We start from the raw sequence: 25,391 nt of genomic DNA, 5'->3' as shown, positions 1-25,391 counted from the left end.
CTTCCCCTGGAAAAGTTCTGAACGTTCCTGAAGTGATGAGAGGTACTGCGACTTGCTCGACTACCGGACCGCTGCGCCGCCGCCCAGTTCGCCCTTCCAGCGCCGGTACAGACCGTGCCCGACGCCCGCCGCGTCCAGCACCCGCCCGGCGACGAAGTCCACCAGATCCTGGATGTGGGTCGCGCCCGCGTAGAAGGCGGGCGAGGCCGGCACCACGCTCGCCCCCGCGTCGTCGAGTGCGACCAGGTGCCGCAGGGTCTGACCGTTCAACGGGGTCTCCCGTACGGCGACGACCAGCGGCCGGCGCTCCTTCAGTGTGACGCTCGCCGTGCGCTGCAGCAGATCCTTGGACAGCCCGAGGGCGACACCGGCCACACAGGCGGTCGAGGCGGGCACGATCAGCATCCCCTTCGCCGGGTACGACCCCGAGGACGGCCCCGCCGCGAGATCCCCCGCGCTCCAGTACCGCACCGCGCTGACGTCCACGTCGAAGGTCCCGGGCTTGCCGTCGGCGCCCCGGGCCAGCCATTCCCGCAGGTCCTCCTGCCAGTGCGCGTCCCGGAACGAGATCCCCGTCTCGTCCAGCAGCGTCAGCCGCGAGGCCCGGCTGACCACCAGGTCGACGGCCTCCCCGGCGTCCAGCAGCGCCCGCAGCACGGCAGCCGCATACGGCGTCCCGGAAGCTCCGGACACCCCCACGATCCAAGGCGCGCGCTGCGTTTCTCCTGCGTTCACACCTTGAGCGTACCGGCGGACGAAAAGGTGCTCAGGCCGGGCCACCCGCGGCACCGCACCGTACTCAGACAGTCAGCCCTCGAACCAGAAGATCCAGCAGCGCGCACACGAACAGGGCAATGCCGATGAAACCGTTGACGCTGAAGAATGCCCTGTTCAGACGGGACAGGTCATGCGGGCGGACGATGCGGTGCTCGTAGCCGAAGGCGGCCGCGACGATCACCAGGCCCAGCCAGAAGAAGGCGCCGGCGTGGGTGGTCAGGGCGTACCAGACGAACAGGGCCGTGGTGACGGCGTGGCACGCCCGTGCGCCCCAGATCGCCGTCGGGACGCCGAAGCGGGCCGGGACCGACATGACGCCGATCTCGCGGTCGGTCTCGACGTCCTGGCAGGCGTAGATCAGGTCGAAGCCGCCGATCCAGATGCCGACGGCGAGGCCCAGGATCACCGCGTCCCAGGACCACTCGCCGGTGATCGCGAGCCAGCCGCCGACCGGGCCCATCGCCTGGGCGAGGCCGAGGATGGCCTGGGGGAAGTTCGTGAAGCGTTTCCCGTACGGGTAGACCACCATCGGGATCACCGCGATGGGGGCCAGGGCCAGGCAGAGCGGGTTCAGGAGGGCCGCCGCGCCCAGGAAGATCACCAGGGCGATCAGGGCGCCGGTCCAGGCGTGCTTCACCGACATCGCGCCGGTCACGAGCTCGCGGTGGGCCGTCCGGGGGTTCCGGGCGTCGATCTCGCGGTCGATGATCCGGTTGACCGCCATGGCGAAGGTGCGCAGGCCGACCATGCAGACGGTGACGAGGAGGAGCCGTCCCCAGTGGATGTTCTTGTCCCACTGGTACATCGCGGTCAGGGCGGCGATGTAGGCGAAGGGGAGCGCGAAGACCGAGTGCTCGATCATCACCAGACGCAGGAACGCCTTGGTGCGTCCCGGCTGCGGGAGTGCCGCGGAGGCGCTGCTCACAGGCCGTACTCCTTCCAGCGGCGGTCCACCAGGGCCGCCGTATCCGGGTCGGACTCCACCATGTCCGGCCATCCGCCGTCGCGCGTGTAGCCCTCCTCGGGCCACTTCTTCGTCGCGTCGATGCCCGCCTTGCCGCCCCAGAACTGCTGGTAGGAGGCATGGTCGAGGTGGTCGACGGGGCCTTCCACGACGGTCAGGTCGCGGGCGTAGTCCGTGTTGCCGAGGGCCCGCCAGGCGACCTCGTGCAGGTCGTGCACGTCGCAGTCGGAGTCGACGACCACGATCAGCTTGGTGAGGGACATCATGTGGGCCCCCCAGATCGCGTGCATGACCTTCTGTGCGTGCTTCGGGTACTTCTTGTCGATCGAGACGATCGCGCAGTTGTGGAAGCCGCCGGCCTCGGGCAGGTGGTAGTCCACGATGTCCGGGACGATGATCTTCAGCAGGGGGAGGAAGAAGCGTTCCGTGGCGCGGCCGAGCGGGCCGTCCTCCGTCGGGGGCCTGCCCACCACGATCGACTGGAGCAGCGGGCGCTTCCGCATCGTCACGCAGTCGATCTTCAGCGCCGGGAACGGCTCCTGCGGCGTGTAGAAGCCGGTGTGGTCGCCGAAGGGGCCCTCCGGGAGCATCTCGCCGGGCTCCAGCCAGCCCTCCAGGACGACCTCGGCGTTCGCGGGGACCTGGAGCGGGACGGTCTTGCAGTCGACCATCTCGATGCGCTTGCCGGCGATGAACCCCGCGAAGAGGTACTCGTCGATGTCGCCGGGGAGGGGCGCGGTGGAGGCGTAGGTGACGGCCGGGGGGCAGCCGAAGGCGATCGCCACCGGGAGGCGTTCACCGCGCCGGGCCGCCACCTGGTAGTGGTTCCGGCTGTCCTTGTGGATCTGCCAGTGCATGCCGATGGTGCGCTTGTCGTGCCGCTGGAGGCGGTAGAGCCCGAGGTTGCGGATCCCGGTCTCCGGGTCCTTGGTGTGGGTGAGCCCCAGGTTGAAGAAGGAGCCGCCGTCCTTCGGCCAGGTGAACAGGGCCGGGAGCCGGTCGAGGTCCACGTCGTCGCCGTGCAGGACGACTTCCTCCACGGGCGCTTCCTTCACCTTCTTCGGCGGCACGTGCGCCATCGCGCCCAGCTTCCCGAACGCCTCGCGCACGCCCACGAACCCGTGCGGCAGCTCGGGCCGCAGCAGCCCGCCGATCTTCTCGGAGATCTCGCCGTACGACTTCAGGCCCAGTGCCTTCAGCAGCCGCCGGTCGGTCCCGAAGACGTTCATCGCGAGGGGCATCGCCGAGCCCTTCACGTTCTCGAAGAGCAGCGCCGGTCCCCCGGACTTCTGCACCCGGTCGACGATCTCCCCGACCTCCAGATACGGGTCGACCTCGGCCTTGATGCGCTTGAGGTCTCCCTCGCGCTCCAGCGCCCTGAGCAGGGAGCGAAGATCGTCGTAAGCCATGTGTCCCAGTATCTGTCACCCGCTACCCTGGGCCCGTCACCGGGGCCCACTCACATCTCGGAAAGAGCGCACACCGATGCTCAGGTATCTGCCGTTCCTGCTGGTCCTGGCGTTGTGGATCTACGCCTTCGTGGACTGCCTGAACACCCCCGAGGAAGAGGTGCGGCACCTGCCGAAGGTGGTGTGGGTGATCATCATCCTGCTCTTCGGCGAGGTGCTGGTGGGCCCGGTCGCCTGGCTGGTCACCGGCAAGGCGCGGCGCGCCCCCGAGACGGGCTCCGCGCCCACTCCGTTCTCCACGGGACGCCGCGACACCGCCACCACCTGGGTCGCCCCCGACGACAACCCCGAGTTCCTCAAGTCCCTCGACAAGGACGACCCGAAGAGCGACTGACACATGGAACTCCGGCTGCTCGTCACCTTCGAGAAGGTCGCCACGGTCCTGAGCTTCACCCGTGCGGCGGCCGAACTGTCGTACGCGCAGTCCAGTGTGACGAGCCAGATCCGCACCCTGGAGTCCGACCTGGGCGTCGAGCTGTTCGACCGGCTCGGCAGCCGCATCCGGCTCACCGAGGGGGGCGAGCGGCTGCTGCCCTACGCCCGGCAGATCATCGAGCTGGCCGAGGAGGCCCGGGCGGCCGTCACCGGACCCGAGGAGCCGTCCGGCACCCTCACCGTCGGCACCATGGAGTCCCTGACCTCCTACCGGCTGCCCCCGCTGCTGGAGTACTTCCACCACCGCCACCCGAAGGTGCGGCTCGCCCTGCGCACCACCATCGGCGACGAGACCCGGCAGGCGCTGCGGCAGGGGACGTACGACGTCGGTTTCCTGATGGAGGAGGAGACCGAGCATCCGGGTCTGGAGAGCGCGGTGCTGGCGGTGGAGCCGCTGACGCTGGTCGCGGCGCCCGGACACCCGCTGGCCGGAGGGCCGGTCACTACGGCCGACCTGACCGGGCAGGCTCTGCTGGCCACCGAGCCCGGCTGTGCCTACCGGGACCTGTTCGAGCGGGAGCTGACGGCGCTGAAGCCGGTGGAGTTCATGGAGTTCGGCACGATCGAGGCCACCAAGCGCGCGGCGGCGACCGGCCTCGGGACGGCGCTGCTGCCCGAGGTGACGGTCGCCGCCGAACTCGCGGAGGGCTTGCTGGTACGGCTCGACTGGGAGCCTCCGTTCACGCTTCGCACGCAGCTGGCGTGGCGGTCCGGGAAGCGGCTTCCCGCTCATGCGCGGCTGTTCGTGGAGCAGGCGCGGCGGCTCGTGGCCGAGCAAGGGTGACCTTCAGGCTCGCCGTCACGATCAGCGGGACGCCCAGGGCCTGGACGAGGCCGATGTGGTGGCCGTACACCGCCCAGTCCATCACCATCGCCACGGCCGGGTAGACGAAGGCGAGTACGGCGATCTTCGCGGTGGGCAGCTGGGCGTAGGCGGCGTACATGAGGACGTACATCACGCCGGTGTGGATGAAGCCGAGCCCGAGCAGCCAGCCCCAGTCCCAGCCCGTCCCGCGCATCGCGCCGAAGTCGGCGAACGGGAGCAGCAGCGGGATGCCGACCAGGACCTGGACGAGGGCGATCAGATGCGGGCGTACCCCGGTGATCCGCTTGGTGACCAGGGTGGACAGGCCGTAGAGGAGGGCGGCGAGCAACGCCTGGCCGATGCCGGTGAGGTAGGCACCGCCGCCGGTGAAGTCGGCGGGGGTCACGCCGGAGACCAGGATCAGGCCCGCGAAGGCGACGGCGATCCAGCCGACGCGGGCGGCGGTGAGCCGTTCACGGAAGAGGAGGGCGCCGAGGAGGACCACGTAGAAGGGCTGCGTGTGGTAGACCACGGTGGCCACGGAGATGGACGTGTTCTCGTACGACTGGAACAGCAGCACCCAGTTGAAGACGATGAACACCCCGCCCAGGACGGCGAGTCCGAGGGTTCGCGGGGTGAAGCCGTGGTCGCGCAGCCAGCCGCGTGCGACGACGTAGCCGCCGAGGGCGAGAGCGCCGAACAGGACGCGGAAGAAGACGACGTCGAAGGGCGAGGCGCCCGATTCGACGACGAAGACGCCGAGGGTGCCGGACAGCATCATCGCGGTGGTCAGCTGGGCCGTGCCCTTGTGCTCTGAGGTCATGCCGTCGAAGCTACGAGCGGCCGCCGGTGCCGGTCCACGCGCTGGTGGGGCGTCCTGCCGATGGGGGCATCGGAGGTGCCGATGGGCGCAGGTCGCACGCCCTCACTGGAAGACGGCCACCGGGTACTGGAGCACGACCTCGCGGGTGCCGGAGCGCCAGCTCGTCACCTTGCCCAGGCAGTGGGCCTGGAACTCGCCCTCGGGCAGCTGCCGGTCCGGGGTGCGCAGCCCCTCGACGCGCAGGACGACCCGCAGGTGCGCGGCCTGCTCACCGTCTCCGTAGGGGGCCCGCATCACCAGCGTCTCCCCCTGGGTGCCCTGCGCCTCGAACCGGCCGGTGATCATGACGAACTCGCCGATCTCGCTGAGCACCACCTCGTCGTCGGCCGCGTGCGCGAGCAGTGCGCGGTTCGGCGTGACCGTTCCGGACTCCCGCCGCAGCCGTACCCGGACGAGCGCGTCCCCCCGCTGCAGGACGGACAGCAGCAGGCCGATCACCGAGATCGGCTCGCTGTTCTCGACGTACTTGGCGACCACCTCGGTGGTTCTGCCACCGGTCAGCTGGAACAGCAGGGACACCAGCGGAATCACCGCCAGACAGCCGGTGTTGCGGACCCGCCGCTCCTCGACCTCCCGGCGCAGCGCCGACCGGTAGTTGCCCATCTTGAACAGGCCCATGACGGCGTCGTTGTCCAGGTACAGCGGAAGGTAGTTGGGGTCCTCGGGTGCCTTCCTGGCCCTCCGGAGGGCCTGCCGTACGACGAGCACGGCCAGCACGAGCAGGCCGGCGAAGGCCGCCAGCCACCATGTCATCGCGCCCCACCAGGCGCTCCACCAGGTGCCGTCAAGAACAGCCACGGATCTCCTTGAACGCGGTGGACAGGGACGAGTCGTGGGCGTCGACCATGCGGCCGCCGGTCACCGAGGCGACCTGCCGCAGCTCCGCCGTGTCGGCGTCCCCGAAGTGGACGGGATAGGTGCGCACCGCGCGGACGTCGGCGGGGCGGGCCTTGTAGCGGCTGACGAACGTGGCGCGGCCGATGCCCGCGTTGTTCTCGCCGTCGGTCATCAGCACGATGGACACCGCCCGCCCGGGGTCCTCGCGCACGGCCCGCTCGGCAGTGGCGTAGCCGTGGTCCAGGGCGGACCAGATCGCCGTGGAGCCGTCGTAGCCGCCGCCGGCGACGAAGTCCTCCAGCCGGGTGAGGTCGGCCGCGCCGTGGACGGTGACCGTGCGCTCGTCCAGGGGCCGGCCGCCGAAGCGGACCGCGGTCAGCCGCTCGCCCTGGTAGAAGCGGACGAACTTGGCCACGGCCGAGGAGTCCGCCCCGCTCAGGCCCGCGAACGCGGTGCGCAGCGCGGTCGTACGGGCGCCGCGCATGGAGTCGGAGAAGTCGAGCAGGAAGATCACCTGGTCGGCGACGCGGCGCCGGGGGTCGCCGTAGTCGTCCAGGAGCCGGTCCAGGACGGCCGGGTCGTCGGGGAAGTAGAGCGCGTTGTCCAGGGGCGCCCTGAGCCGTTCGTCGCGGTGGACGGCGGTGTTGACCGGGCGGCGCAGGGTGCGCCGCATGATGTCCCGCTGGTGGCCGGCGTCCGTCAGCCACTCCACCACCCGGTCGTAGGCGTCCCGGCGGGCGGGGTCGAGCAGGAGCAGGGGGTAGTCGGACAGGACCATGCCGTCGGCGGGGTGGACGATGTCGAGCGGCTGCCCGAGCCGCCCGGAGGCGTTCAGGGTCAGCAGCTCGGACTCGTAGGTGATCAGGGCGTTGGTGCGGCCGGGGTGGCCGGCGAAGGCGTCGAGCAGGTCGTGGGAGGTCTCGGCGGTGAGGCTCTGGCCGGAGCGGAAGCCGCGCAGCCGGTCGCAGCTGACGTCCTCGGGGCGCAGCGCTCCGCCGGTGCCGGCCGCGGCGGTGGCGACGCCGACGAGCGCGGCGAGGCCGCTGTTGCTGTGCCGGGGGTCGGCCATGCCGAAGCGGACAGTGCCGGTGGCGGCGGCGTCGGCGATGTCCGCCCAGGACAGGCGTCCGCCGGGCACCTCGGGGCGCAGCCGCCGTGCCACGTCCTGGGTCAGGCCGACCACGACCGGCGAGCGCATGATCGAGGTGCGCTGCACGCCGGTGGCCGGGGTGGCCCCGGCGGGGGCCTGCTTCGCCCGGAGCCGGAGGTAGCGGTCGGAGGAGAGCCAGGCCAGGTCGTAGGAGTGGCGGCCGGTCAGCAGGGTGTCGCCGGCGTCGTTGGTCGGCCTGTAGTCCATGTCCAGGCGGACCCCGGTGTCCTCGCGCAGCTGGTCCAACAGGGGTTTCATGTCGGCGAGTTCGTCGCTGGCCAGCACGCGCAGGGTGGTGTCGGGGCCGCTGCCGCCGCCGGAGCAGGAGACCAGGGCGGCGAGGAGGATCAGGCAGAGGGCGAGGCCGAGGGGCCGGGCGCCCGCTTGGCGTGCGGTCACGGCGCCTCCCCGCCGGCCGCCGACTGCGCGACCGGGGCACAGTCCCCGACCACCTCGATCATCCGCTCCAGCAGTTCGAGGCGGGGCAGTACGGCCTTGGTGTCGTCGGCCGAGAGGACGGGTGCCTGGATGTGGCGGGCGCGCAGGAACCGGCTCAGCGCGTCACTGGTGGAGGCGGCACCGGCGGCGTCGCGGACCCGGAAGCCCAGTTCCATCGCGCGCTTCTGCAGGGCCGGGTCCGTGGTGATCAGGTCGCCGAGCCGGCTGCCCTGCGGGGTGAGCGCGATGAGCTGGGGTTCGGTGACAGTCTGCGCCGACGGGTAGAGCAGGACGCGCTCGCTGTCGACGTGGCCGGAGTCCGCCCGGGCGGCGAGCTGGTGGGCCAGGAACTGGTGCTCGTAGATGACCGCGATCGGGGAGATGCTCTTGCCCTCGGCGGAGACGTAGGTCTCGTTCTTCTCCGAGGACGGCATGCCCTGGTCGTTGAGCAGCAGCCGGATCCGCTCGGCGAAGCGGGTCGCCTCGGTCACGTTCTGCGGGATGTTGTCGTGGTTCCACACGTAGGAGACCAACCCCAGGTACGTGCCCGCCGAGTTGGCCTCGCAGATGTCGGAGGTCTGGGCGAGCACCTTGTTGCCGTTGTGGATGCCGTGCCGCTCGACACCGAGGCCGTCCCAGCGCCGTCCGTCGGCGGTCGTCCGCAGGAACTTCTGCATGTCGAGCGAGTAGTAGAGCGGCTTCGCCCCGGCGGGCACGCCCGGCAGCGGGTTGGCGATCCCGGCCTCCTGCAGCGTCTCGGCGTACTCGCGGTACGTGCCGAGCACGATCGGGCTGACGAACGGGCGGTACGTCGTCGCCGGGTGGCCCTCGGCCGCGCGCCGTCTGGTGATCAGGTCGGCGGCGGGCTGCCCGGAGGGGAAGACCACGTCGTAGCTGTCGTAGTTCTGGGCGGCGATGCCGCGCGAGCCCATGCGGGTGATGTGCACCCGGAAGCCGTGCCGCACGAGGAGCCGCTGGACCTCGGGATCCTCGAAGTAGTCGGCCTTCGAGGCCATCTTGGCCTCGATCGTGACGATGCGCGTGAACGGCAGGGTGACATGCCCCTGGACGAACACCACGAGCGCGCAGAGCGCCGTGGCGGCCGCGACGGCGCGCGGGGCCAGCCGGCGCACGCGGGAGCGCGGGCTGGGTAAGACCGTCGGAGCGCCGACCTTCAGGCGGGGCTCACCGGTACGACGAGGTCTGTCGGTCTCTGTTCTCTGCGTGGCCACCCGGTACTCCTGCGTGAGCGGGGGCAGGATCGTCCGCAGCCGGGGAGACTCCGGCCCGAACGCTCAACGAACGGGCACCAAAAGGAATGTGAAGGTCTGTCAGGGCCTCGGGTCAGCCCTGTCGGGAACCCGGGTCGGGGGTGTTCAGGACGAGGTCGAGCAGCCCCGGGAAGCGCGCGTCGAACTCCGTCCGGCGCAGCCGGTTGACCCGCTTGGGCCCCTCGTCCCGCTGCTCGACGAGACCCGCCCCGCGCAGCACCGCGAAGTGGTGACTGAGGGCCGCCTTGCCGACCGGCACGTCGAAGCTGCCGCAGCTGCGGGACCACTCGGCGGACCCGGCCAACTCCCTGACCAGGGCGAGGCGTACGGGATCGGCGAGGGCGGCGAGCGCGGTGAGGACGGGCACCTCGTCCGGGTGGGTGTGCTCCGGGGCGGCCCGGTGACTGCTCGCGGCCATGCCGCCCTCCTCGCTGCCGTGTCCCGCTCGCACGCCTGCCGAGTGTGCGCTTGCCGAGTGTTCGATGAAAATCATACACTCGCGAGTGTTCGCTTTTCATTGAACACTCTCCCGAGTCGGAGGTACGGCATGCGCGCGGTCGAGTTCCAGGAGTACGGCGGTCCCGAGGTGCTGAAGGCGGTGACGGCCGAGGCGCCCGAGCCCGGCCCCGGCCAGGTGAGCATCGAGGTGGCCTACACGGGCGTGAACTTCGCCGACCTGAAGGCCCGCGCGGAGGGCTACCGGGTGCCGCGGCTGCCGTACGTCCCCGGCCTCGAGGTCTCCGGCCGGATCCGCGCACTCGGCGCGGGCGTCACCGGCCTGGCCGTCGGCCAGGAGGTGGCGGCGCTGACCGAGGGCGGGGCGTACGCCGAGGTGGCCGTGGCCGACACGACCACCGTCTTCCCGCTCCCCGCGGGCATGGACCTGCGCACGGCGGCCACGCTCCCGACGGTCCTGCCGACGGCCTACGCCCTGATCCACACGGTCGGCCGGCTGCAGCCCGGCGAGACGGTCCTCGTCCAGGGAGCGGCGGGCGGCGTCGGCACGGTGGCCGGCCGACTGGCCCGGGCAGCGGGTGCCGGGACGGTGTTCGGCGTGGTGTCCTCGGCGGCGAAGGCGGCCTACGCCAAGGAGCACGGCTACGACGAGGTGTTCGTCGGCGCCTTCCAGGACCCGGTGCGGCAGGCCACCGGCGGCCGGGGCGTCGACCTGGTCCTGGACCCCGTCGGCGGCGACACCCTGCGCGCGGGCCTGGCCTCCCTCGCCCCCTTCGGCCGCCTGGTCTCCTTCGGCAACGCAAGCTCCGCCGAGCCGTGGACCGTGGGCCAGCCCGAGCTGTACCCGCTCGGCATCTCGGTCTCCGGCTTCTCCATCCTGACCCTCGCGAGGACGGCCCCGGCCGAGCTGCGCCGCCTGTCCGAACAGGCCTTCGCCAAGGCGGTCGACGGCACGGTGGCCCTGCCGGTCACGGCCGAGTTCCCGCTGGCGGAGGCGGCCGAGGCACACCGGCTGATGGGCGCCCGGACGAGCACGGGGAAGCTGTTGCTCCGCGTGAACGCCTAGGCGCCCCACCTCACGTCCTCGACCAGCTCTGGGAGGCGGCCCCCGACTGGCAGGTCGCCTCGGCCGTCCCGCCGCCGAAGGCGAGGTCGAGGCAGCCGCCGTCGTAGACGGTGCGCAGGGAGTTGCCGGAGCCCGTCTTCCACAGGCGGACACTGCTGCTCTGGGAGCAGTCGCCGACGAAGACGGCCTGGCCGTTGCCGTTCGCGCTCAGGCACGCGCCGGTCGACACGTTGACGACCTTGACGCTGCCGCCGGAGGCGCTGCGGAAGGTCCACTTGGCGGACGAGTCCGAGCAGTCACCGAGGCCCGTGGAGCCGTAGACCTGGATCAGGCACTTGCCGTTCTCGCCGTTCTTGAGCCGGAAGGAGCCCGTACCGGGGCTGGTCGTGGAGGTCCCTCCGGAGGAGGAACCGCCGGAGGAGGAGCCGCCCGAAGAACCGCCGGAGGAGCCGCCGGAGCTGCTGGAACCGCCGGACGAGCCGCCCGAGCCGGATCCCGAGGTACCGCCGGTGCTGCCGCTGCCACCGCCCGCCGAGCCCGAGCCACCGGAGTCGCCCGAGGCACCCGAGCCCTCCTTGCCGCCGCCCGAATCTCCCTTGCCCGGCTTCTTCTTGGCCGCGGGAGAAGCCGACCCCTTCCCGCCCGGCTTCCCGCTGCCCGACGGGCTCGCGGAGGACTGGCCGGGCGCCTGATCGGCCGACGCGGACACGGAGGCCTCGGGGGTGCCCGCGGTGTCCTTCCGGCCGGAGTCGGTGGCGTACGGCAGGAGCTGTAAGGCCAGCGTCGCCGTACCGACGACGACCACGGCCGGCACGACGGCCAACAGGATGCGCGTACGACGCCGTTCGCGGGGCCGCTCGGCCGGCCGCTGCTTCGCGCCGGGCCGTACGACCACCTCGGGCTCCGACCCGGCCTCCGCTTCCGGCCCGGATGCCGGCTCCGCCTCCGGCACCTCCGTCACCTCCGGCACCTGCGCCGCGAACGCCGCCCGCGCGGTCAGCCGTTCGGTGAGGGACCCGGGCCACAGCGGGGGCTCCGACGGGCCCCGCCCGGCGGCCAGTTCGACGAGCTCGGCGGCGGTGGGCCGGCCCTCGGGATCCTTGTCCAGACAGGACGCGACGACGGCGGCCAACTCCGCGTCGGCTTCCCGCAGTTCTGCCAGATCGGGCTGCTCGTGCACGATCCGGTACAGCACGCCGTGCCCGGACTCGTCACCGAAGGGCGGCCGGCCGCTGGCCGCGAACGCGATCACCGATCCCAGCGCGAACACGTCCACCGCACCGGTCAACCGCCTTGCCCCCGACGCCTGTTCGGGAGACATGTAGGCGGGAGTCCCCACCACCATGCCGGTCCGGGTCAGCTGACTCTGCTCGGCGGCCCGGGCCACACCGAAGTCGATGAGGGTGACCCCCTCCAGGGTCAGCATGACGTTCGACGGCTTGACGTCCCGGTGCACCATGTCCAGCTCGTGCACCGCCGCCAGCCCCGCCGCCGCCTCCCGCAGCAGCAGCCACAGCGCCCCGGGCGGCAACGGCCCGCCGTGCGCCTCCACGGCCTCGCGCAGGGTCAGCCCCGGCACGTACGCGGTGGCGAACCACGGCGGCCGGGCGGCCCGGTCACCCGCGAGCAGCGGCGCGGTGGCCCCGGCAGGCAGCCGGGAGAGGTTGTCCAGCTCGTGCCCGAAGCGCCGTACGAAGTCCTGGTCCTCACCCACCACGGAGGGCAGTACCTGTTTGACGGCCGCGTACCGGCCCTCGTGCACGCCCAGGTAGACCCGCCCCATGCCGCCGGCCCCGAGCCGGCCGAGCAGCGGGATCGGTCCGATCCGCCGAGGATCGTCGTCCTCCAGCGGCTCGACCCCGTTCTGTTCCCCGTTCAAGTCTCTCCCCCTGAGTTCAGCGTGCCCACGAGCCGAGGCCTGGCAGGCACTACCTACCAGGCAGTAAGCTGTTCCGAAATAAGTTTCTAGAAAAGTATTCCAGAATGAGCCGCAAACAACAGCGCGGGGAAGCCACCGTGGAGCAGCTGCTGGACGCCGCGCTGCGCGTGTACGCCGAGGCGGGCGACCAGGGCCTGACGGTCGGTGCCGTCACCAGGGCGAGCGGGGTCAGCCTGGGCAGCCTCTACCACCACTTCGGCAGCATCGACGGCCTGCTGAACGCGCTGCTGCTGCGCTGGCTGGGGCGGCTGCTGGACGAGCTGGTCAAGGCCCTGGAGGGCACCCGCACCGCCCACACCGGCATCCGGGCGCTGGTCACGGCCTACCTGCGCTTCGTCCAGGAGCACCGGGAGGCCGCCCTGCTCCTGCACTCCTCCTACGCCGACCGAGCGGGCATGGCCGACGGCAAGCGCCTGCGCGACGCCCAGGAGGCCCGCCTGTCCCCCCTCGCCGCCTGGGCCCAGAGATACGTCGCCTCCGGCGAACTCGCCCCGTTGCCGCCGGCGTTGCTCGAATCGCTGATCCTCGGCCCGGTGATCGGCATCTCCCGCCGCTGGCTCTCCGGCATCGACGACGTCGACCTCGACGAGGCGGCGGTGATTCTGCCCGACAGGATCTGGCGGTCGGTCGGCGCGGAGCCGAAGTGAGCGCCGTCCAGGCGTACATGAAGAGGCCGGGCCGGCCCGCACCCGTCTCGAACGGATGCGGACCGGCCCGACCTGCTCGACGCAACGAGCTGCGGATCAGCTCCAGCGCTGGCGCGGGGCGCCCGCGTCGGGAGCGGTGACGACGGCCCCGCTGGGCGCCAGCCCGAGGGTGAGCCCGGTCGCCTTGTTCTGCAGGTGCCAGCCCGAGGCGTCGTTGCTCTCGTACCACCTCTGGTAGTTGCCGCCGTTGCACGCACCCACGTAGACGGCGCCGTTGCTGTTGCTGTCGAGGCACTTCCCGGTGAGGTGGTGCTTCATGGTGAAGGAGCCGTCGGACTGCTTGTTCTCGTCCCACTTCATGCTCGCCCCGGTGGCAGAGGTCGTACGGACCTTGCCGTTGAAGTAGGCCAGGTACTCGCCGTTGCTCTTGCTCTTCCAGGTGACGGCGTGGTCGGCGGCGAACGCCTGCCCCGTCCCCGCAAAGGCCAACGCCGGGGCGAGGAATGCCGCCGCGACGAACTTGCCCACCAAACGCTTCTTCATGGAGTTCCCCGTTCACAGGTCGAATGTCGTGTCCGGCGGCAACGGCTGCCTCACCTGCGGGTGTAGACCGGTGAGCGGCGAGTGCGCTGTGCTCACCCGAGGGTGAGGGGTGACAGCGGTCGACATGCCGAATCGATCATTGAGGTCGGTGTCACGCTACCCCGACGCGATCACCCCCAGCAATGCGTTAACGCAGCCGCGACGACGCCAGGATCGACAGCAGGTGGGCCGGGACCATCAGCCAGGTGATCGCGGCCAGGCCGACCAGCGCCCAGCGGGTCACCTCCACCCCGCCCGTAAGTGTGTCCCCGACCGCCGCCGCCAGCAGGACCAGGGACGCCTCGATGCCGTTCGTCACGCGGTGGATCTTGAAGGCCGCCGCCAGCCGCCGCACCGTGGCCACGCCCTGCGACCGCGGCCGGGTCGACTCGTCGTCGGCCACCCCGAGCCCGCGCCGGGCCCGGGCCACGTCCACCAGGTCGGTCGAGGCCTTCAGCAGGACCACCCCGAGTGCGGTGGCGATGCCGAGCGAGAGCCAGCCGCCGAGGCCGTTCTCCGCCGCCCGGAACCCGATCCCCACCATCAGCGCCGCGTCCGCGAGGTACGCCCCGAGCCGGTCCACGTAGATGCCGGTCGCGCTGTTCTGCCCCTTCCAGCGGGCGACCTCGCCGTCCACGCAGTCGAAGAGGAGGAACAGTTGCATGAGGACGACGGCCAGGACCGCACCGGTCGGGCCGGGGATCAGGAGGGCTGCGCCGGAGGCGATTCCGCAGACCACCATGGTCCAGGTCAGCTGGTCCGGGGTGACCGGGGTACGCACCAGTTGTCGGGTGAACCGCAGCGAGACCCTGCGCATGTACAGCCGGCCCGCCCAGTGCTCGCCGTTGCGGCTCGCCAGCTTGGCGTACGGCTGGCAGACCTCCCGCAGCTCCTCCAGAACCGGGGCAGCGACCATGGGCGTTCCCTCCCGCGCGATGTGATCGGGCCAGGGTACAGAGGCGGTTCGGGCCACCCGAACGCGGGCGCTGCGCGTTGCCCGGGCACCCTCACCGGGGAACAGTGAGGACATGGATCAGCAACAGGCCCGCGCCTGGCTCGCCACCGCCGTCGCCGAGGCCCGCGCCGGACTCGCCGAGGGCGGCATCCCGATCGGCGCCGCCCTCTACGGCCCGGACGGCACCCTGCTGGGCCGTGGCCACAACCGCCGCGTCCAGGACGACGACCCCTCGATGCACGCGGAGACGGCGGCCTTCCGGGCGGCGGGACGGCAGCGCACGTACCGCGGCACGACCATGGTGACCACTCTCTCCCCCTGCTGGTACTGCAGCGGCCTGGTCCGCCAGTTCGGGATCTCGCGTGTGGTGATCGGCGAGGCGGCCACCTTCCACGGCGGCCACGACTGGCTCGCCGGGCACGGTGTGGAGATCGTGCTGCTGGACGACCCCGAGTGCGTCGGCCTGATGCGCGCCTTCGTCAAGGACAACCCCGCTCTGTGGAACGAGGACATCGGTGAGTGAACCGCGGATTCCGACCATCGATCTCCGCCCCTGGCTGTCCGGCGACGCCGAGGCCCGGGCGGCCCTCGCCCGTACCGTCGACCAGGCCCTCCGGACCGCCGGGTTCCTGCTGGTCACCGGGCACGGCGTCGAGCCGGAGCTGCGCGCGCGGATCCGTGCGGCCGCCCGGGACTTCTTCCTGCTGCCCAAAGAGGTCAAGCGGCGGTACGAGGCCAAGGTCGGCGGGCGCGGCTGGCTGGGTCCGGGCGCCGAGGCCAACGCGTACGCGGAGGGCACCGAGACCCCGCCCGACCTGAAGGAGTCGCTGACCTTCGCCACGCACGAGCCCTTCGAGGACCCGGTCGTCAACGCCGAGTGGTACGCGCCGAACGTGTGGCCGGCGGAGATCCCCGGGCTTCGCTCGCCGTGCGAGGAGTACCTCGCCAGGATGGCCGGGCTGGAGAAGGAACTGCTGTCGCTGCTGGGGTACGCCCTCGGGCTCGAACCCGACTTCTTCTCCCGGCACATGGACCGTCCGACGTACGGCTTCAACATCAACTGGTACCCGGGGACCGAGGTCGTCGGCGAGCCCGAGCCCGGGCAGTTCCGGATCGGGCCGCACACCGACTTCGGCACCGTCACCGTCCTCGACCGGCAGGCGGGCAAGGGCGGCCTGCAGGTCTACACGGACGAGGGCGGCTGGGAGGACGCGCCCTACGATCCGGCGGCCTTCACCATCAACATCGGTGACCTGATGGCCCGGTGGACCGGCGACCGGTGGCGGTCGGGGCGGCACCGGGTGCTGCCGCCGCCCGCCGACGCGCCCGGCGAGGAGCTGATGTCGCTGGTCTACTTCGGCGAGTGCACCCCGGGCACGCTGGTGGAGTCCGTGCCGGCGCCGGTGGGCCGGGTGGCGTACCCGCCCGTCGACTCGCACGTGTACCTGCGGGAGAAGCTGACCTCGATCGCCGTCGAATGAACCCCCATCCGATCACCATGGGTTAATCACTTCCGCGTTCGGCCCGCCATCCGTTCCGTTGAAATGCCCCGGTCGGGCATGTCCCGGCCGCGTCCGACGGCATTCCCTTGAAGGGGGCCCACATCACAGGGCCCCCTTCTGCGATCGGAGACGCGTGCGAATCACTGACATCCAGCGCTGCGAGGTCCGGCCGGGACGGCTCGTCGAGTGGACGCTGAGTCCGGCCACCGTCGCCACGGCGGAGGGGCTGCCGGAGGACTCCCGGCCGCCGGCCTACATCCAGGAGTCGCACATCAGAACCGCCAGGTCCGTACGGGACGGCGGGCTGTTCGTACCGACCTGGATCGGTACGGCCTTCGACCTGCCGGGCCGGGTCGACCTCGACGTGCTCCAGGAGTCCCTGCGGGCCTGGACGCTGCGGCACGAGACGCTGCGCAGCGGCTTCCGCTGGGCGGACGACCGGTTGGGCCGGTTCACCCTCGACGCCGGTGACGTGTCCCTGCGGCGCGAGACGGTCGGTGACTTCGGCGACGCGGACGCCCTGGCCCGGCACCTGCAGGACCGATTCGACGCCGTCGCGGACGCCCTGCGCTGGCCGAACCTCATCTACACGGCGGTCGTCCGGGACGACTCGACCAGCGTGTACATGGCCTTCGACCACAGCAACGTGGACGCCTACTCCCTGCACGGCATCCCCGCCGAGGTCCACGAGCTGTACGCGGCGGGCCTGCGGGGGCGCGGACCCGTGGTGCGGACGCCGGCCGCGAGTTACGTCGACTTCTGCGAGCTGGAGCGGGCGGACGCCGACCGCATCGACGGCGGCCACGAGATCGTCGCGCGCTGGCGGGAGTTCGTCCGGCGGTGCGACGGAACGCTGCCGAGCTTCCCCGTCGACCTCGGCCTCGAACCCGGCGGTCCGCTGCCGCCGCAGAAGATGATCTGCGAGCCGCTCGCGGACGCGGACTCGGCCGCCGCGTTCGAGGCGTACTGCCGGCCCCACGGCGGCAGCCTGGTCGGCCTGCTGGCGGCCACCGGTCTGATCGTCCACGAACTCGGCGGGCAGTCCGTGTACCGGACGGTGGTGCCGTTCCACACCCGGGTGAAGTCCCGCTGGAGCGACTCGGTGGGCTGGTTCGTGGGCGGCGCCCCGATCGAGGTGCCCGTGGCCGGCACTCCCGATCTGCCCAGCACGCTACGGGCCGTGCGGGCCGAGCTGCAGGCGGGCCGGTCACTCGCGCGCATGCCGCTCGCCCGGGTGCTGAAGCTGCTCGGCGCGGAGTTCCGGCCGACCTCCCCCGACCTGTACTCGATCGTCTCGTTCCTGGACGCCCGCGGCATCCCGGGCGCCGCGCGGTGGGCCGAGCAGAAGGCGTACGCGCTGCTGCGGGTGTCGTACGGCGACCAGGTGTGCGTGTGGGTCACCCGGCTGCACGACGGCCTGTGGGTGGCGAGCCGCTATCCGGACACCGACGTGGCGGCCAAGAACATGCGGCTGTACGTCGAGCGGCTGCGGGATCTGGTCACGGCGACGGCGTCGCGACCCGGTCAAATTTCGTAACCCAACGGACATCACTGACCCTGGTCAGTGACAACTACCCCTTTCTACACTGCTGTTGAGGGGGGAATGCGGTGCACAGACGGTTGCACGGGCGCGGAGCGCTGTTCGACGTCGATCCGGCCGGTCTCGCGCCCCGGCTCGTGGGCCTGCGCCCCCACCAGCACCGTGGTCATCCGTTCGAGCACCCGGGCGAGCTGCCCTTCGTGGTGCTCACGGGCGCCCGCGGGCTGGGCAAGAGCGCGGTGCTGGCCGAGTTACGGGACGCCTACAAGGGCCACACGCCGGTCGCGCTGATCGACTGCGCGGAGGAACAGTTCGCGAGGCCGCCCGCGGAGCGGCCCGCCGAGTCGTGGTCGCCGGTGGCGCAGGCGCTGCTGGTGATCGCCGAGCAGTTGGCGGCGCCGGTGACGGGCGCCGGGCGGATCACCTTTCCGCGGCTGATGTCGGGCCTGGTGGCGGTGGCCGCGAGCGGCTGGGGCGACGCCGACTCGGAGCGGATCCGCCGGGAGGTCGAGCGGATCCTGCTGCTGAACGAGAGCGGCTCGTGGATCAGCGGTCTGGCCGGCCGCTGGGCGGGGAAGGTGGCGGCCAAGGTGGTCGCTGCGGCCACCGGCACCGGGCCGCTGCTGTCCGGGGCGATCGAGGCGACCCTGGAGTCCGTCGCCGAGGGCTTCACCAGCCGGCGGCACCAGAAGGCGTCGGTCTGGTACCGGACGTACCCGAACGCGGGCGGGCACGCCCAGCGTGGGCTCATGCTGCTGTCCGGGCACTTCCGGGCGGGCGGCACCTCCCGGGAGCACGCCGAGCGGTATCTGGTGCGGGCGCTGCTGGCCGACCTGACGGAGGCGTACGCGGGGGTGCTGCCGCGCATGCAGCGGCTCGGGCGGCCCCTGGTGCTGATCGACGACGCGCAGACCGCGCCCGGGCCCGGGCTCGTGGAGGCCGTGCTGCGCGACCGCGCCGAGGGCATCGCGGACCAGGTGGCGTTCGTCGCGGCCCGGCGCGGCGAGGGCCGCGAGGAGCTGCGCAGCGCGGTCCGGCGGGAGCTGCCCGAGGTGGCCCGGCGCAGCGGCTGGACCCCGGACGCGGCCCCCTCCTCGCGGGCGCTGCTCGTCGCGCTTCCCCCGCTGAGCCCGGACGACACCCTGCACATCGTCGGCGCCGTCTGCGACGACACCCCGGTCCCGCCCCAACTACCGCACGCGGCACACCGGTTGACCGGCGGCAATCCACTGGGCATCGTCCTGCTCGCCGAGTCCGCCGCGCAGAACCGGGCCGTCTCGCTGGGCGAGTTGCTCACCACCGGCGTACGGCTGGACGAGGACCACGAGGCCGCCCCCGCCTACCGGGCGCTGCTGGACCGGCTGGTGCCCGCCGAGCACCTGGACGAGCTGACCGTGCTGGCCGCCGCCCACGACCACGACTCGGCCTGCGCGCTGGCCGCGGCCCTGCTGCCGGACACCTTCGGCCCGGCGGACGTACGGGCCCTGCGGACCCGGCTGGCCGAGGAGGGGCTGCCGGCCGAGCCGGGCCGGTTCGTCGGCGACCCCTTCGTGCGCACCCTGCTGCTGCTGAGGCTGCATCTGCGGGACGCCGACCACGCGTCGTGGCGTACGGCGCACGAGACGCTGATCGCGCACTACCCGGACCCCGAGCAGGCCCGCTACCGGCTCCATCACGAACTCGCCCTGGGCAGCTCGGAGTCGGCAGTCGCCCATCTGCGTGACACCTTCCACACCGCGGACATCCGGAGCTGGCTGCGCACCCTGCGCTTCGTGGCGTCGGCGCCCTACTTCCACGCGCACGACGCCGACGGCCGCGACTTCACCGGCCACGGCGACCGGCGGGCCGCCATCGCGCTCGGCCGCACGGACGCCGGGCAGGAGCCGCCCGAGGGCGCGGACGCCGTACTGCACCTGCGGACACGGCGGTTGCTGCACGCGGTGTGGCAGCTGGGCGATCCGCTGGTGCTGCCCGATCCGAAGGTGTGCGACCGGCTCCGCTTCGAGCTGGAGCAGCTGTCCAACCTGCGGCCGGCGGCCAACGCGCTGCTGTGGCGGGCGTCCCGGGACTGGCCGGCGGCGGCGCTCGCCGGGCGCCCGATGGCCGACCCCGACGACCCCGACGACACGGACGACGGCCCGGACGACCGCAGCGGGGAGGCGTGATGGCACGCAGAGGCGTGGGCACGTGGGTGCGCGAGAGCGTGTGGGAGATCCCGCTGCGCCGCTATCTGGCGCTGCTGGTGACCGCGACCCTGGTGACGGGGCTGGTTTTCGCGGGCCGGGCGCTCATGCACGAGGACCGGTCCTGTGCGCCCGGGGTGTCCCGGCCGCAGGACAGCGACGAGTGCGTGGGCGTGGCGACGGGCTCGTACGACTTCGGGCACGCACAGCTGAAGGACGTCGTGCGGGCGGTCGCCCGGGAGAACGACCGACTCAAGCCCGGCAGTTACGTGACGGTGGCGCTGATGCTCCCGTACAGCTCCACCTCCGCGACCAACCTGAACGACATCCAGCACCAGCTGCAGGGCGCCTACCTGGCGCAGTACCAGGCCAACCACGAGTCCAACGGGGAGGCGCCCGCGATCCGGCTGGTGCTGGCCAACCCGGGCGCGACCGGGGACCACTGGCAGCAGACGGTGGACCGGCTGAAGCGGATGACGACGGGCGCGGACCGGCTGCGGGCCGTGGCGGGGATCGGGCAGAGCACCGACAACAACAAGCAGGCCGTCCAGGCGCTGACCCGGCTCGGGATCCCGGTGGTCGGCTCCTCGATCACCGCCGACGACCTGGCCAACGGGCAGGGTGGCACGGACCCCTACCCCGGCCTTGCCCGGGTGTCTCCGACCAACACCGACGAGGCCCGCGCGCTGGCGTCCTTCGCCAAGGTGAGCGCGGGCAGGGCGCTGCTGGTGTACGACAAGCCGGGCGACCCGTACACCCGGACGCTGCAGGAGTCGTTCGCGGCACTGATCAAGGGCTCGCCGTACGAGCCGCAGCCGTTCACGCCGCCCGCCGACCGCAGCAAGGAGGGGACGACGGCGAACACGTTCCGGCAGATCACGCACCTGGTGTGCGACACCTCCCGGGAGACCGACACGATCCTGTTCGCGGGACGGCACACGCAGCTGCGGCAGTTCATCAACGCGCTCGGCGGACGTGGCTGCCAGGACCGGAAGTTCACCGTCCTGACCGGCGACGAGGCGTCGTACCTGACCCACGAGAGGGACCTGGACCGCGACGCTCTGCGCCACAACCTCTCCGTCCGCTACACCTCCCTCGCCCACCCGGACGCCTGGACGAGGGACCCGGCGAAGACCGGCGGCTCCGCGGCGGACTTCGGGGTGCTGCAGCGGCTGCTGACCGCCGCCGAACGGGGGCCGTCCGGGCCGATCGGTTCGGTCGCCCTGGACGACGGCCAGCTGATCATCGGCTACGACGCCCTTCAGCTGGCGGTCCACGGCATCCGCGAGGCGGTACCGGACGGCAGGAACGTCCCGGCCCTCACGGACGTCGGGCTCCAGTGGCCGCAGGTCAAGGGCTCGCTCCGGGTGAGCGGTGCGAGCGGCTGGATCTGCCTGGACGTACACGGCAACCCGTACGACAAGGCCGTCCCGATCGTGGAACTGACCCCCGAGGGCGGCTCCCGCTTCGTGAAGATCGCCTGGCCGGAGGACAGGCCACCGACGAAGGAGTGCCTGCCGCCGTCCTAGGGGCGCCGGAGAAAATCGACCAGTCGTTCGAATCTGGCCCGCCAGCCCGCCTCCGACTCGCCCTCGCCCTTGAACTCGTGGGTGAAGCGCAGCACGCTCGCGGTGTCCCCGTCCCGCTCCAGGTGGAATCGGATGCGGCCGCCGCCCTCCACGGTGTACTCCGCGACCCGGTCCACGTCCCACGCGGTGACCCGGCCGGTACCCAGGTCACGCAGGGTGACCAGACCGTGGAGCCGGGGTTCGAGGACGTCGGCGGCGGTGCACCACTCCGTAAGCCCCTGCCGGGTGGCCACCGCCGGCCAGACCTGCTCCATGGACCTCGGGAGCCGCACCAGGAAGTGGAGTATGTGCGTGTTCCCGTGGGTCTGACTGGTGCCCTGTGCGATGGAACCGCTCATGGCACCAGTGTGGGCGACCGGCGGCTCAGACGCCCGCGTAGGAGTGCTTGCCGCTCACGAAGATGTTGACGCCGTAGTAGTTGAACAGCCAGCAACCGAAGGCGATCATCGCCAGGTAGGCGGCCTTGCGGCCCTTCCAGCCGGCCGTGGCACGGGCGTGCAGGTAGCAGGCGTAGGCGATCCAGGTGATGAAGGACCAGGTCTCCTTGGGGTCCCAGTTCCAGTAGCGGCCCCAGGCATCGCCCGCCCAGATCGCGCCCGCGATGATCGTGAAGGTCCAGAGGGGGAAGACCGCCGCGTTGACGCGGTAGGCGAACTTGTCGAGGGACGCCGAGGCGGGCAGGCGCTCCAGGACCGAGGTCGCGAAGGAGCCGGGCTTGCCGCCGGTCTGCAGCTTGTTCTCGTACGAGTCCTTGAACAGGTACAGGATCGTGGCGACCGCACCGACGTAGAAGACCGCGCCGCAGAAGATCGCGGTGGAGACGTGGATGTAGAGCCAGTACGAGTGCAGGGCCGGGACGAGCTGGTCGCTCGCGGTGTACAGGACCGTGACGGCCAGACCGAGGTCGAGCAGGACCGTGGTGATCAGGAACAGGCCGAGCCAGCGCACGTTCTTCTTCAGCGCCAGCAGCCCGAGGTACACCCCGACCGCGACCGTGGAGAAGGTGATGTTGAACTCGTACATGTTGCCCCACGGCGCCCGCTCCACGGAGGCCGCGCGGGCGACGACCCCGCCCAGCTCCACCAGGAACGCGAGCACGGTGAGGGAGATGGCGATCCGCCCGTAGAGGTCGCCCTGCTCGTCCCCGCCGTGCGCACCGGGACCGTCCGGCACGTCCCGGGCGCCGGACGCGGAGCGCACGACGACCTTGGGCCGCTCCAGTACGGCGGTGCCCCCGGCCTGCTTGACGGTGACGGCGGGGCCGCTCGCCTCCTGCTCGCCGGCGGAGGTCAGCGCCGCGGCCGTACGGGCCACCTTGCTGCGGCTGCCGAAGAGCCACTCGGCGATGTAGGCGAAGAAGGCCAGGGTGTAGACGGCCATGGACGAGTAGATCAGCGTGTTGCTGATGCTGGCCAGGTGTTCGTTGGTCGCGGCGGCGAGAGTCACTTCTCAGCCCCTTCGGCAGGTACGACGTCGGATTCGTTGGAGTCGCGGTCGGGTGCCCCCGGCGCCCGGTCGTAGAGGGTTCCGGCGAGGTCGCCCAGCTCCTCGGGCACCTTGGCCGACTCGCTGCGGCCGAGCCCGGCCATCTCGACGACCGTCACGCCGTCGGCGCCGCGCACCGCCCGCACCCACACGCGGCGGCGCTGGATGAACAGGGACGCGGCCAGACCGAAGATCGCGGCGAGGGCACCGCCGAGCGCCCAGCCGCTGCCCGGCTCCTGGACGATCTCGAAGCCGGCCCACTCCTTGATGTCCTTCTCGAGAGTGATCGAGCCGGCGCCGTTCGGCAGCTGCAGGGTCTGTCCGGGCTTGAGGTTCCCGCGCAGCTGCAGGCCCTTGGCGTCCTTGAACGCCTTCATGTGGCTCTTGTCGAGCTGGTACACGCTCTGCGGAAGGCCCGAGTTGACACCGAGGTCGCCGTGGTACGGCTCCAGGTTCAGCACCGGGTTCAGCAGGGCGGGGAACTGCGAGAGCACCGAGGCGCCGCCGCCGTAGGTCGGCAGGAAGAAGGCCCGGACTCCGAGCTGCTCCTTCTGCCCCTGGGCGTTGCGGTAGCCGTCCATGACCTTGATGACGCCCTGCGAGGTGACGTTCCCGTCGAGCGGCAGCAGCGGCACGGCGTCCTGGTAGACGACCGTGCCCTTGCCGTCGCGGACGGTGATCACGGGCGCGTAGCCGTGGCTGACCAGGTAGACCTTGGAGTCGCCGATCTCCAGCGGCTGGTTGACCTTGACGGTGGCCGGCTTCTCCTTGCCGTACGCGCCCTCGCTGTAGGTGATCTTCGCCTGGAAGGTGCGCGGGGTGCCGCGATTGGGGCCGGTCAGCTCGTAGGTGCCCTCGAAGTCCTTCAGGTCGAAGCTGAACGGCACCAGCTCGTCGGTGCTGAACAGGCTGCCGGACTTGAAGTCGTCGTACATCGGCAGCGCGTTGGAGAAGCCGTCGCCCTCCACCATCAGCTTGGTGCCGTCCGACTTGAACATCTGGCCCGAGGCGAAGGCGGTCAGCAGCACGATCAGCGCGACGTGGAAGACCAGGTTGCCCAGCTCCCGGACGTACCCCTTCTCGGCGGCGACGGCGTCACCGGCGAGGTGGGCGCGGAAGCGGCGCTTCTTCAGCAGCGCGAGCGCGGCCTCGCGGACCTGCTCCGGCTCGGCGGTGGTGCGCCAGGTGGTGTAGGCGGGCAGCCGGTCGAGCCGCTTGGGGGCGCCCGGCGGGCGGCCGCGCAGCTGGCCGACGAACTGCCAGGTGCGCGGGATGATGCAGCCGATGAGGGAGACGAACAGCAGGATGTAGATCGCGGAGAACCACACCGAGCTGTAGACGTGGAACAGGCCGAGCTTGTCGTAGATCGGCGCGAGCGTCCTGTGCGCCTGGCGGAAGTCGTCGACCTTGGCGGCGTCGGCGCCGGTCTGCGGGATCAGCGAGCCGGGGATCGCACCGAGCGACAGCAGCAGGAGCAGCAGCAGCGCGACCCGCATGGAGGTCAGCTGCCGCCAGAACCAGCGGGCCCAGCCGATGACGCCGAGGCCGGGCACGGAGGCGATCTCCTCCTGCGGGGCGGTGGACAGCTGGGAGCCGGCCGCCCCCAGGTCCTCCTGCTCCTGGCCGTTGTCGGTTTCGGTCTTGCTCATCGATCAGATCCCCACAGTGAAGCCGTCGGACCAGGTCTGCATTTCCTGCACCAGGCGGTCCCAGGCCCCGGTCAGCAAGAGCACACCGGTCACGATCATCATCGTGCCGCCGATGCGCATCACCCAGACATAGTGGCGCTTTACCCAGCCGAAGGCACCGAGCGCCTTGCGGAAGGCGACCGCCGCGAGCACGAAGGGCACGCCGAGGCCCAGGCAGTAGGCGACCATCAGCACGGCGCCGCGCCCGGCGCTCGACTGTTCGATGGCGAGGGCGTTCACCGACGCGAGGGTGGGGCCGATGCAGGGGGTCCAGCCGATCCCGAACAGGGCTCCGACTATCGGCGCGCCCACCAGGCCGGTCGCCGGGCGCTTGTGGAAGCGGAACTCGCGCTGGGTGAGCCAGGGCATCAGCCCCATGAACAGGACGCCCATGGCGATCATCAGCACGCCGAGCACCTTGGACAGAACGTCCTTGTGGACCTGCAGGGTCCAGCCGAAGGAGCCGAACAGCGCCCCGCCGGAGATGAACACGGCACTGAAGCCGAGCACGAACAGGGAGGCACCCGCCACCATGCGCCCGCGTCTGGCCTCGGCCAGGTCGGTTCCGGCGATCCCGGTGACATAGGAGAGGTAGCCGGGCACCAGCGGCAGGACGCAGGGCGAGAAGAAGGAGAGCAGGCCGCCGAGCAGGGCGATCGGCAGGGCGACCAGCAGGGCCCCGTGAAGAACGGTCTGGTTCTGCGCGGCCAGAGTGACGAGTCCGCTCATG

24 protein-coding genes are annotated in these 25,391 nt (G+C 71.4%); 9 read left to right on the top strand and 15 right to left on the bottom strand.

Features of this window, described 5'->3' with window-relative positions; genetic code table 11:
- Positions 1 to 60: 60 nt before the first annotated feature.
- The 3 genes from ACIF83_RS25525 to ACIF83_RS25515 all read right to left on the bottom strand — a co-directional run bounded on the left by ACIF83_RS25525 (position 61) and on the right by ACIF83_RS25515 (position 3,150).
- Positions 61 to 735 carry a UbiX family flavin prenyltransferase gene (locus ACIF83_RS25525; RefSeq protein ID WP_393467316.1) on the bottom strand — a complete coding sequence of 225 codons (675 nt, stop codon included), beginning with the start codon at positions 733 to 735 and terminating at the stop codon, positions 61 to 63.
- A 64-nt stretch (positions 736 to 799) separates the two neighbouring features.
- Positions 800 to 1,702: a menaquinone biosynthesis prenyltransferase MqnP gene (gene mqnP / locus ACIF83_RS25520; RefSeq protein WP_393467313.1), complete on the bottom strand. Its 903-nt coding sequence runs from the start codon at positions 1,700 to 1,702 to the stop codon at positions 800 to 802.
- Complete coding sequence (locus ACIF83_RS25515; RefSeq protein WP_399730285.1) at positions 1,699 to 3,150, bottom strand: menaquinone biosynthesis decarboxylase; 1,452 nt, start codon at positions 3,148 to 3,150, stop codon at positions 1,699 to 1,701. Before ACIF83_RS25515 ends, mqnP begins: the two co-directional genes overlap by 4 nt.
- A gap of 76 nt (positions 3,151 to 3,226) precedes the next feature.
- Here ACIF83_RS25515 and ACIF83_RS25510 point away from each other — a divergent pair, with 76 nt between their 5' ends.
- The gene (locus ACIF83_RS25510) at positions 3,227 to 3,544 is read left to right on the top strand and encodes a PLD nuclease N-terminal domain-containing protein (protein ID WP_393467309.1); all 318 of its coding nucleotides are present in this window, start codon (positions 3,227 to 3,229) and stop codon (positions 3,542 to 3,544) included.
- Positions 3,545 to 3,547: 3 nt separating this feature from the next.
- A complete protein-coding gene (locus ACIF83_RS25505) occupies positions 3,548 to 4,429 on the top strand; it encodes a LysR family transcriptional regulator (protein WP_393467307.1) in 882 nt (293 codons plus the stop codon).
- Here the strand turns inward: ACIF83_RS25505 and ACIF83_RS25500 are convergent.
- The 5 genes from ACIF83_RS25500 to ACIF83_RS25480 all read right to left on the bottom strand — a co-directional run bounded on the left by ACIF83_RS25500 (position 4,326) and on the right by ACIF83_RS25480 (position 9,447).
- A complete protein-coding gene (locus tag ACIF83_RS25500) occupies positions 4,326 to 5,273 on the bottom strand; it encodes a DMT family transporter (RefSeq protein ID WP_399730281.1) in 948 nt (315 codons plus the stop codon). The two genes, ACIF83_RS25505 and ACIF83_RS25500, sit on opposite strands and share 104 nt — an antisense overlap.
- Before the next feature lie 102 nt (positions 5,274 to 5,375).
- Entirely contained in the window at positions 5,376 to 6,131 is a 756-nt protein-coding gene (locus ACIF83_RS25495; protein WP_399730278.1) for a hypothetical protein, read from the bottom strand.
- On the bottom strand, positions 6,118 to 7,719 hold the full coding sequence (locus ACIF83_RS25490) for a substrate-binding domain-containing protein (RefSeq protein ID WP_399730275.1): 1,602 nt from the start codon (positions 7,717 to 7,719) through the stop codon (positions 6,118 to 6,120). The genes ACIF83_RS25495 and ACIF83_RS25490 overlap by 14 nt, the downstream gene beginning before the upstream one ends.
- Entirely contained in the window at positions 7,716 to 8,990 is a 1,275-nt protein-coding gene (locus ACIF83_RS25485) for a hypothetical protein (RefSeq protein ID WP_393467295.1), read from the bottom strand. The genes ACIF83_RS25490 and ACIF83_RS25485 overlap by 4 nt, the downstream gene beginning before the upstream one ends.
- A gap of 112 nt (positions 8,991 to 9,102) precedes the next feature.
- Complete coding sequence (locus ACIF83_RS25480) at positions 9,103 to 9,447, bottom strand: ArsR/SmtB family transcription factor (protein ID WP_393467293.1); 345 nt, start codon at positions 9,445 to 9,447, stop codon at positions 9,103 to 9,105.
- A gap of 129 nt (positions 9,448 to 9,576) precedes the next feature.
- Here ACIF83_RS25480 and ACIF83_RS25475 point away from each other — a divergent pair, with 129 nt between their 5' ends.
- A complete protein-coding gene (locus ACIF83_RS25475) occupies positions 9,577 to 10,551 on the top strand; it encodes a zinc-binding alcohol dehydrogenase family protein (RefSeq protein ID WP_399730271.1) in 975 nt (324 codons plus the stop codon).
- A 10-nt stretch (positions 10,552 to 10,561) separates the two neighbouring features.
- Here the strand turns inward: ACIF83_RS25475 and ACIF83_RS25470 are convergent, their stop codons facing one another.
- Complete coding sequence (locus ACIF83_RS25470; protein WP_399730268.1) at positions 10,562 to 12,430, bottom strand: protein kinase; 1,869 nt, start codon at positions 12,428 to 12,430, stop codon at positions 10,562 to 10,564.
- A gap of 104 nt (positions 12,431 to 12,534) precedes the next feature.
- Between ACIF83_RS25470 and ACIF83_RS25465 the strand changes: the two genes are divergently transcribed.
- On the top strand, positions 12,535 to 13,137 hold the full coding sequence (locus ACIF83_RS25465) for a TetR/AcrR family transcriptional regulator (RefSeq protein WP_393467286.1): 603 nt from the start codon (positions 12,535 to 12,537) through the stop codon (positions 13,135 to 13,137).
- A 96-nt stretch (positions 13,138 to 13,233) separates the two neighbouring features.
- Here the strand turns inward: ACIF83_RS25465 and ACIF83_RS25460 are convergent, their stop codons facing one another.
- Both ACIF83_RS25460 and ACIF83_RS25455 read right to left on the bottom strand, forming a co-directional pair.
- Positions 13,234 to 13,680, bottom strand: a complete 447-nt coding sequence (locus ACIF83_RS25460) for an RICIN domain-containing protein (protein WP_399730265.1) — start codon at positions 13,678 to 13,680, stop codon at positions 13,234 to 13,236.
- Positions 13,681 to 13,867: 187 nt separating this feature from the next.
- Positions 13,868 to 14,635 carry a CDP-alcohol phosphatidyltransferase family protein gene (locus tag ACIF83_RS25455; protein ID WP_393467281.1) on the bottom strand — a complete coding sequence of 256 codons (768 nt, stop codon included), beginning with the start codon at positions 14,633 to 14,635 and terminating at the stop codon, positions 13,868 to 13,870.
- 112 nt (positions 14,636 to 14,747) lie between these two features.
- Between ACIF83_RS25455 and ACIF83_RS25450 the strand changes: the two genes are divergently transcribed.
- The 5 genes from ACIF83_RS25450 (at position 14,748) to ACIF83_RS25430 (ending at position 21,428) form a co-directional block, all read left to right on the top strand.
- The gene (locus tag ACIF83_RS25450; RefSeq protein ID WP_393467278.1) at positions 14,748 to 15,197 is read left to right on the top strand and encodes a nucleoside deaminase; all 450 of its coding nucleotides are present in this window, start codon (positions 14,748 to 14,750) and stop codon (positions 15,195 to 15,197) included.
- Positions 15,190 to 16,155, top strand: a complete 966-nt coding sequence (locus ACIF83_RS25445) for an isopenicillin N synthase family dioxygenase (RefSeq protein ID WP_399730261.1) — start codon at positions 15,190 to 15,192, stop codon at positions 16,153 to 16,155. Before ACIF83_RS25450 ends, ACIF83_RS25445 begins: the two co-directional genes overlap by 8 nt.
- 154 nt (positions 16,156 to 16,309) lie before the next feature.
- Entirely contained in the window at positions 16,310 to 17,713 is a 1,404-nt protein-coding gene (locus tag ACIF83_RS25440) for a condensation domain-containing protein (protein WP_399730258.1), read from the top strand.
- 71 nt (positions 17,714 to 17,784) lie between these two features.
- Entirely contained in the window at positions 17,785 to 19,881 is a 2,097-nt protein-coding gene (locus ACIF83_RS25435) for a hypothetical protein (protein WP_393467269.1), read from the top strand.
- On the top strand, positions 19,881 to 21,428 hold the full coding sequence (locus ACIF83_RS25430) for a hypothetical protein (protein WP_393467266.1): 1,548 nt from the start codon (positions 19,881 to 19,883) through the stop codon (positions 21,426 to 21,428). The genes ACIF83_RS25435 and ACIF83_RS25430 overlap by 1 nt, the downstream gene beginning before the upstream one ends.
- Here the strand turns inward: ACIF83_RS25430 and ACIF83_RS25425 are convergent.
- From ACIF83_RS25425 to ACIF83_RS25410, 4 genes are read right to left on the bottom strand one after another with little or no spacing between them, the layout of a single operon-like run.
- A complete protein-coding gene (locus ACIF83_RS25425) occupies positions 21,425 to 21,826 on the bottom strand; it encodes a hypothetical protein (protein ID WP_393467263.1) in 402 nt (133 codons plus the stop codon). The genes ACIF83_RS25430 and ACIF83_RS25425 overlap by 4 nt on opposite strands.
- Positions 21,827 to 21,851: 25 nt before the next feature.
- Positions 21,852 to 22,934, bottom strand: a complete 1,083-nt coding sequence (gene ccsB / locus ACIF83_RS25420; protein WP_393467260.1) for a c-type cytochrome biogenesis protein CcsB — start codon at positions 22,932 to 22,934, stop codon at positions 21,852 to 21,854.
- On the bottom strand, positions 22,931 to 24,622 hold the full coding sequence (locus ACIF83_RS25415; RefSeq protein ID WP_398136890.1) for a cytochrome c biogenesis protein ResB: 1,692 nt from the start codon (positions 24,620 to 24,622) through the stop codon (positions 22,931 to 22,933). The genes ccsB and ACIF83_RS25415 overlap by 4 nt, the downstream gene beginning before the upstream one ends.
- A gap of 3 nt (positions 24,623 to 24,625) precedes the next feature.
- Positions 24,626 to 25,390, bottom strand: coding sequence for a cytochrome c biogenesis CcdA family protein (locus tag ACIF83_RS25410; protein WP_393467254.1), 765 nt, complete (start codon positions 25,388 to 25,390; stop codon positions 24,626 to 24,628).
- Between the last annotated feature and the right edge of the window lies 1 nt (position 25,391).

Source organism: Streptomyces sp. NPDC085866 (assembly GCF_044541035.1).
Taxonomy (GTDB): domain Bacteria; phylum Actinomycetota; class Actinomycetes; order Streptomycetales; family Streptomycetaceae; genus Streptomyces.
Note: the sequence above shows the minus strand (reverse complement) of the source record. Positions and strands in the feature narration are given on the sequence as shown.

Excerpts from the sequence above, each read along its gene's own strand:
- ACIF83_RS25515 (WP_399730285.1), bottom strand. The coding sequence starts at position 3,150 with ATGGCTTACGACGATCTTCGCTCCCTGCTCAGGGCGCTGGAGCGCGAG.
- ACIF83_RS25510 (WP_393467309.1), top strand. The coding sequence starts at position 3,227 with ATGCTCAGGTATCTGCCGTTCCTGCTGGTCCTGGCGTTGTGGATCTAC.
- ACIF83_RS25505 (WP_393467307.1), top strand. The coding sequence starts at position 3,548 with ATGGAACTCCGGCTGCTCGTCACCTTCGAGAAGGTCGCCACGGTCCTG.
- ACIF83_RS25500 (WP_399730281.1), bottom strand. The coding sequence starts at position 5,273 with ATGACCTCAGAGCACAAGGGCACGGCCCAGCTGACCACCGCGATGATG.
- ACIF83_RS25480 (WP_393467293.1), bottom strand. The coding sequence starts at position 9,447 with ATGGCCGCGAGCAGTCACCGGGCCGCCCCGGAGCACACCCACCCGGAC.
- ACIF83_RS25475 (WP_399730271.1), top strand. The coding sequence starts at position 9,577 with ATGCGCGCGGTCGAGTTCCAGGAGTACGGCGGTCCCGAGGTGCTGAAG.
- ACIF83_RS25465 (WP_393467286.1), top strand. The coding sequence starts at position 12,535 with ATGAGCCGCAAACAACAGCGCGGGGAAGCCACCGTGGAGCAGCTGCTG.
- ACIF83_RS25460 (WP_399730265.1), bottom strand. The coding sequence starts at position 13,680 with ATGAAGAAGCGTTTGGTGGGCAAGTTCGTCGCGGCGGCATTCCTCGCC.
- ACIF83_RS25455 (WP_393467281.1), bottom strand. The coding sequence starts at position 14,635 with ATGGTCGCTGCCCCGGTTCTGGAGGAGCTGCGGGAGGTCTGCCAGCCG.
- ACIF83_RS25450 (WP_393467278.1), top strand. The coding sequence starts at position 14,748 with ATGGATCAGCAACAGGCCCGCGCCTGGCTCGCCACCGCCGTCGCCGAG.
- ACIF83_RS25430 (WP_393467266.1), top strand. The coding sequence starts at position 19,881 with ATGGCACGCAGAGGCGTGGGCACGTGGGTGCGCGAGAGCGTGTGGGAG.
- ACIF83_RS25425 (WP_393467263.1), bottom strand. The coding sequence starts at position 21,826 with ATGAGCGGTTCCATCGCACAGGGCACCAGTCAGACCCACGGGAACACG.
- ACIF83_RS25415 (WP_398136890.1), bottom strand. The coding sequence starts at position 24,622 with ATGAGCAAGACCGAAACCGACAACGGCCAGGAGCAGGAGGACCTGGGG.
- ACIF83_RS25410 (WP_393467254.1), bottom strand. The coding sequence starts at position 25,390 with ATGAGCGGACTCGTCACTCTGGCCGCGCAGAACCAGACCGTTCTTCAC.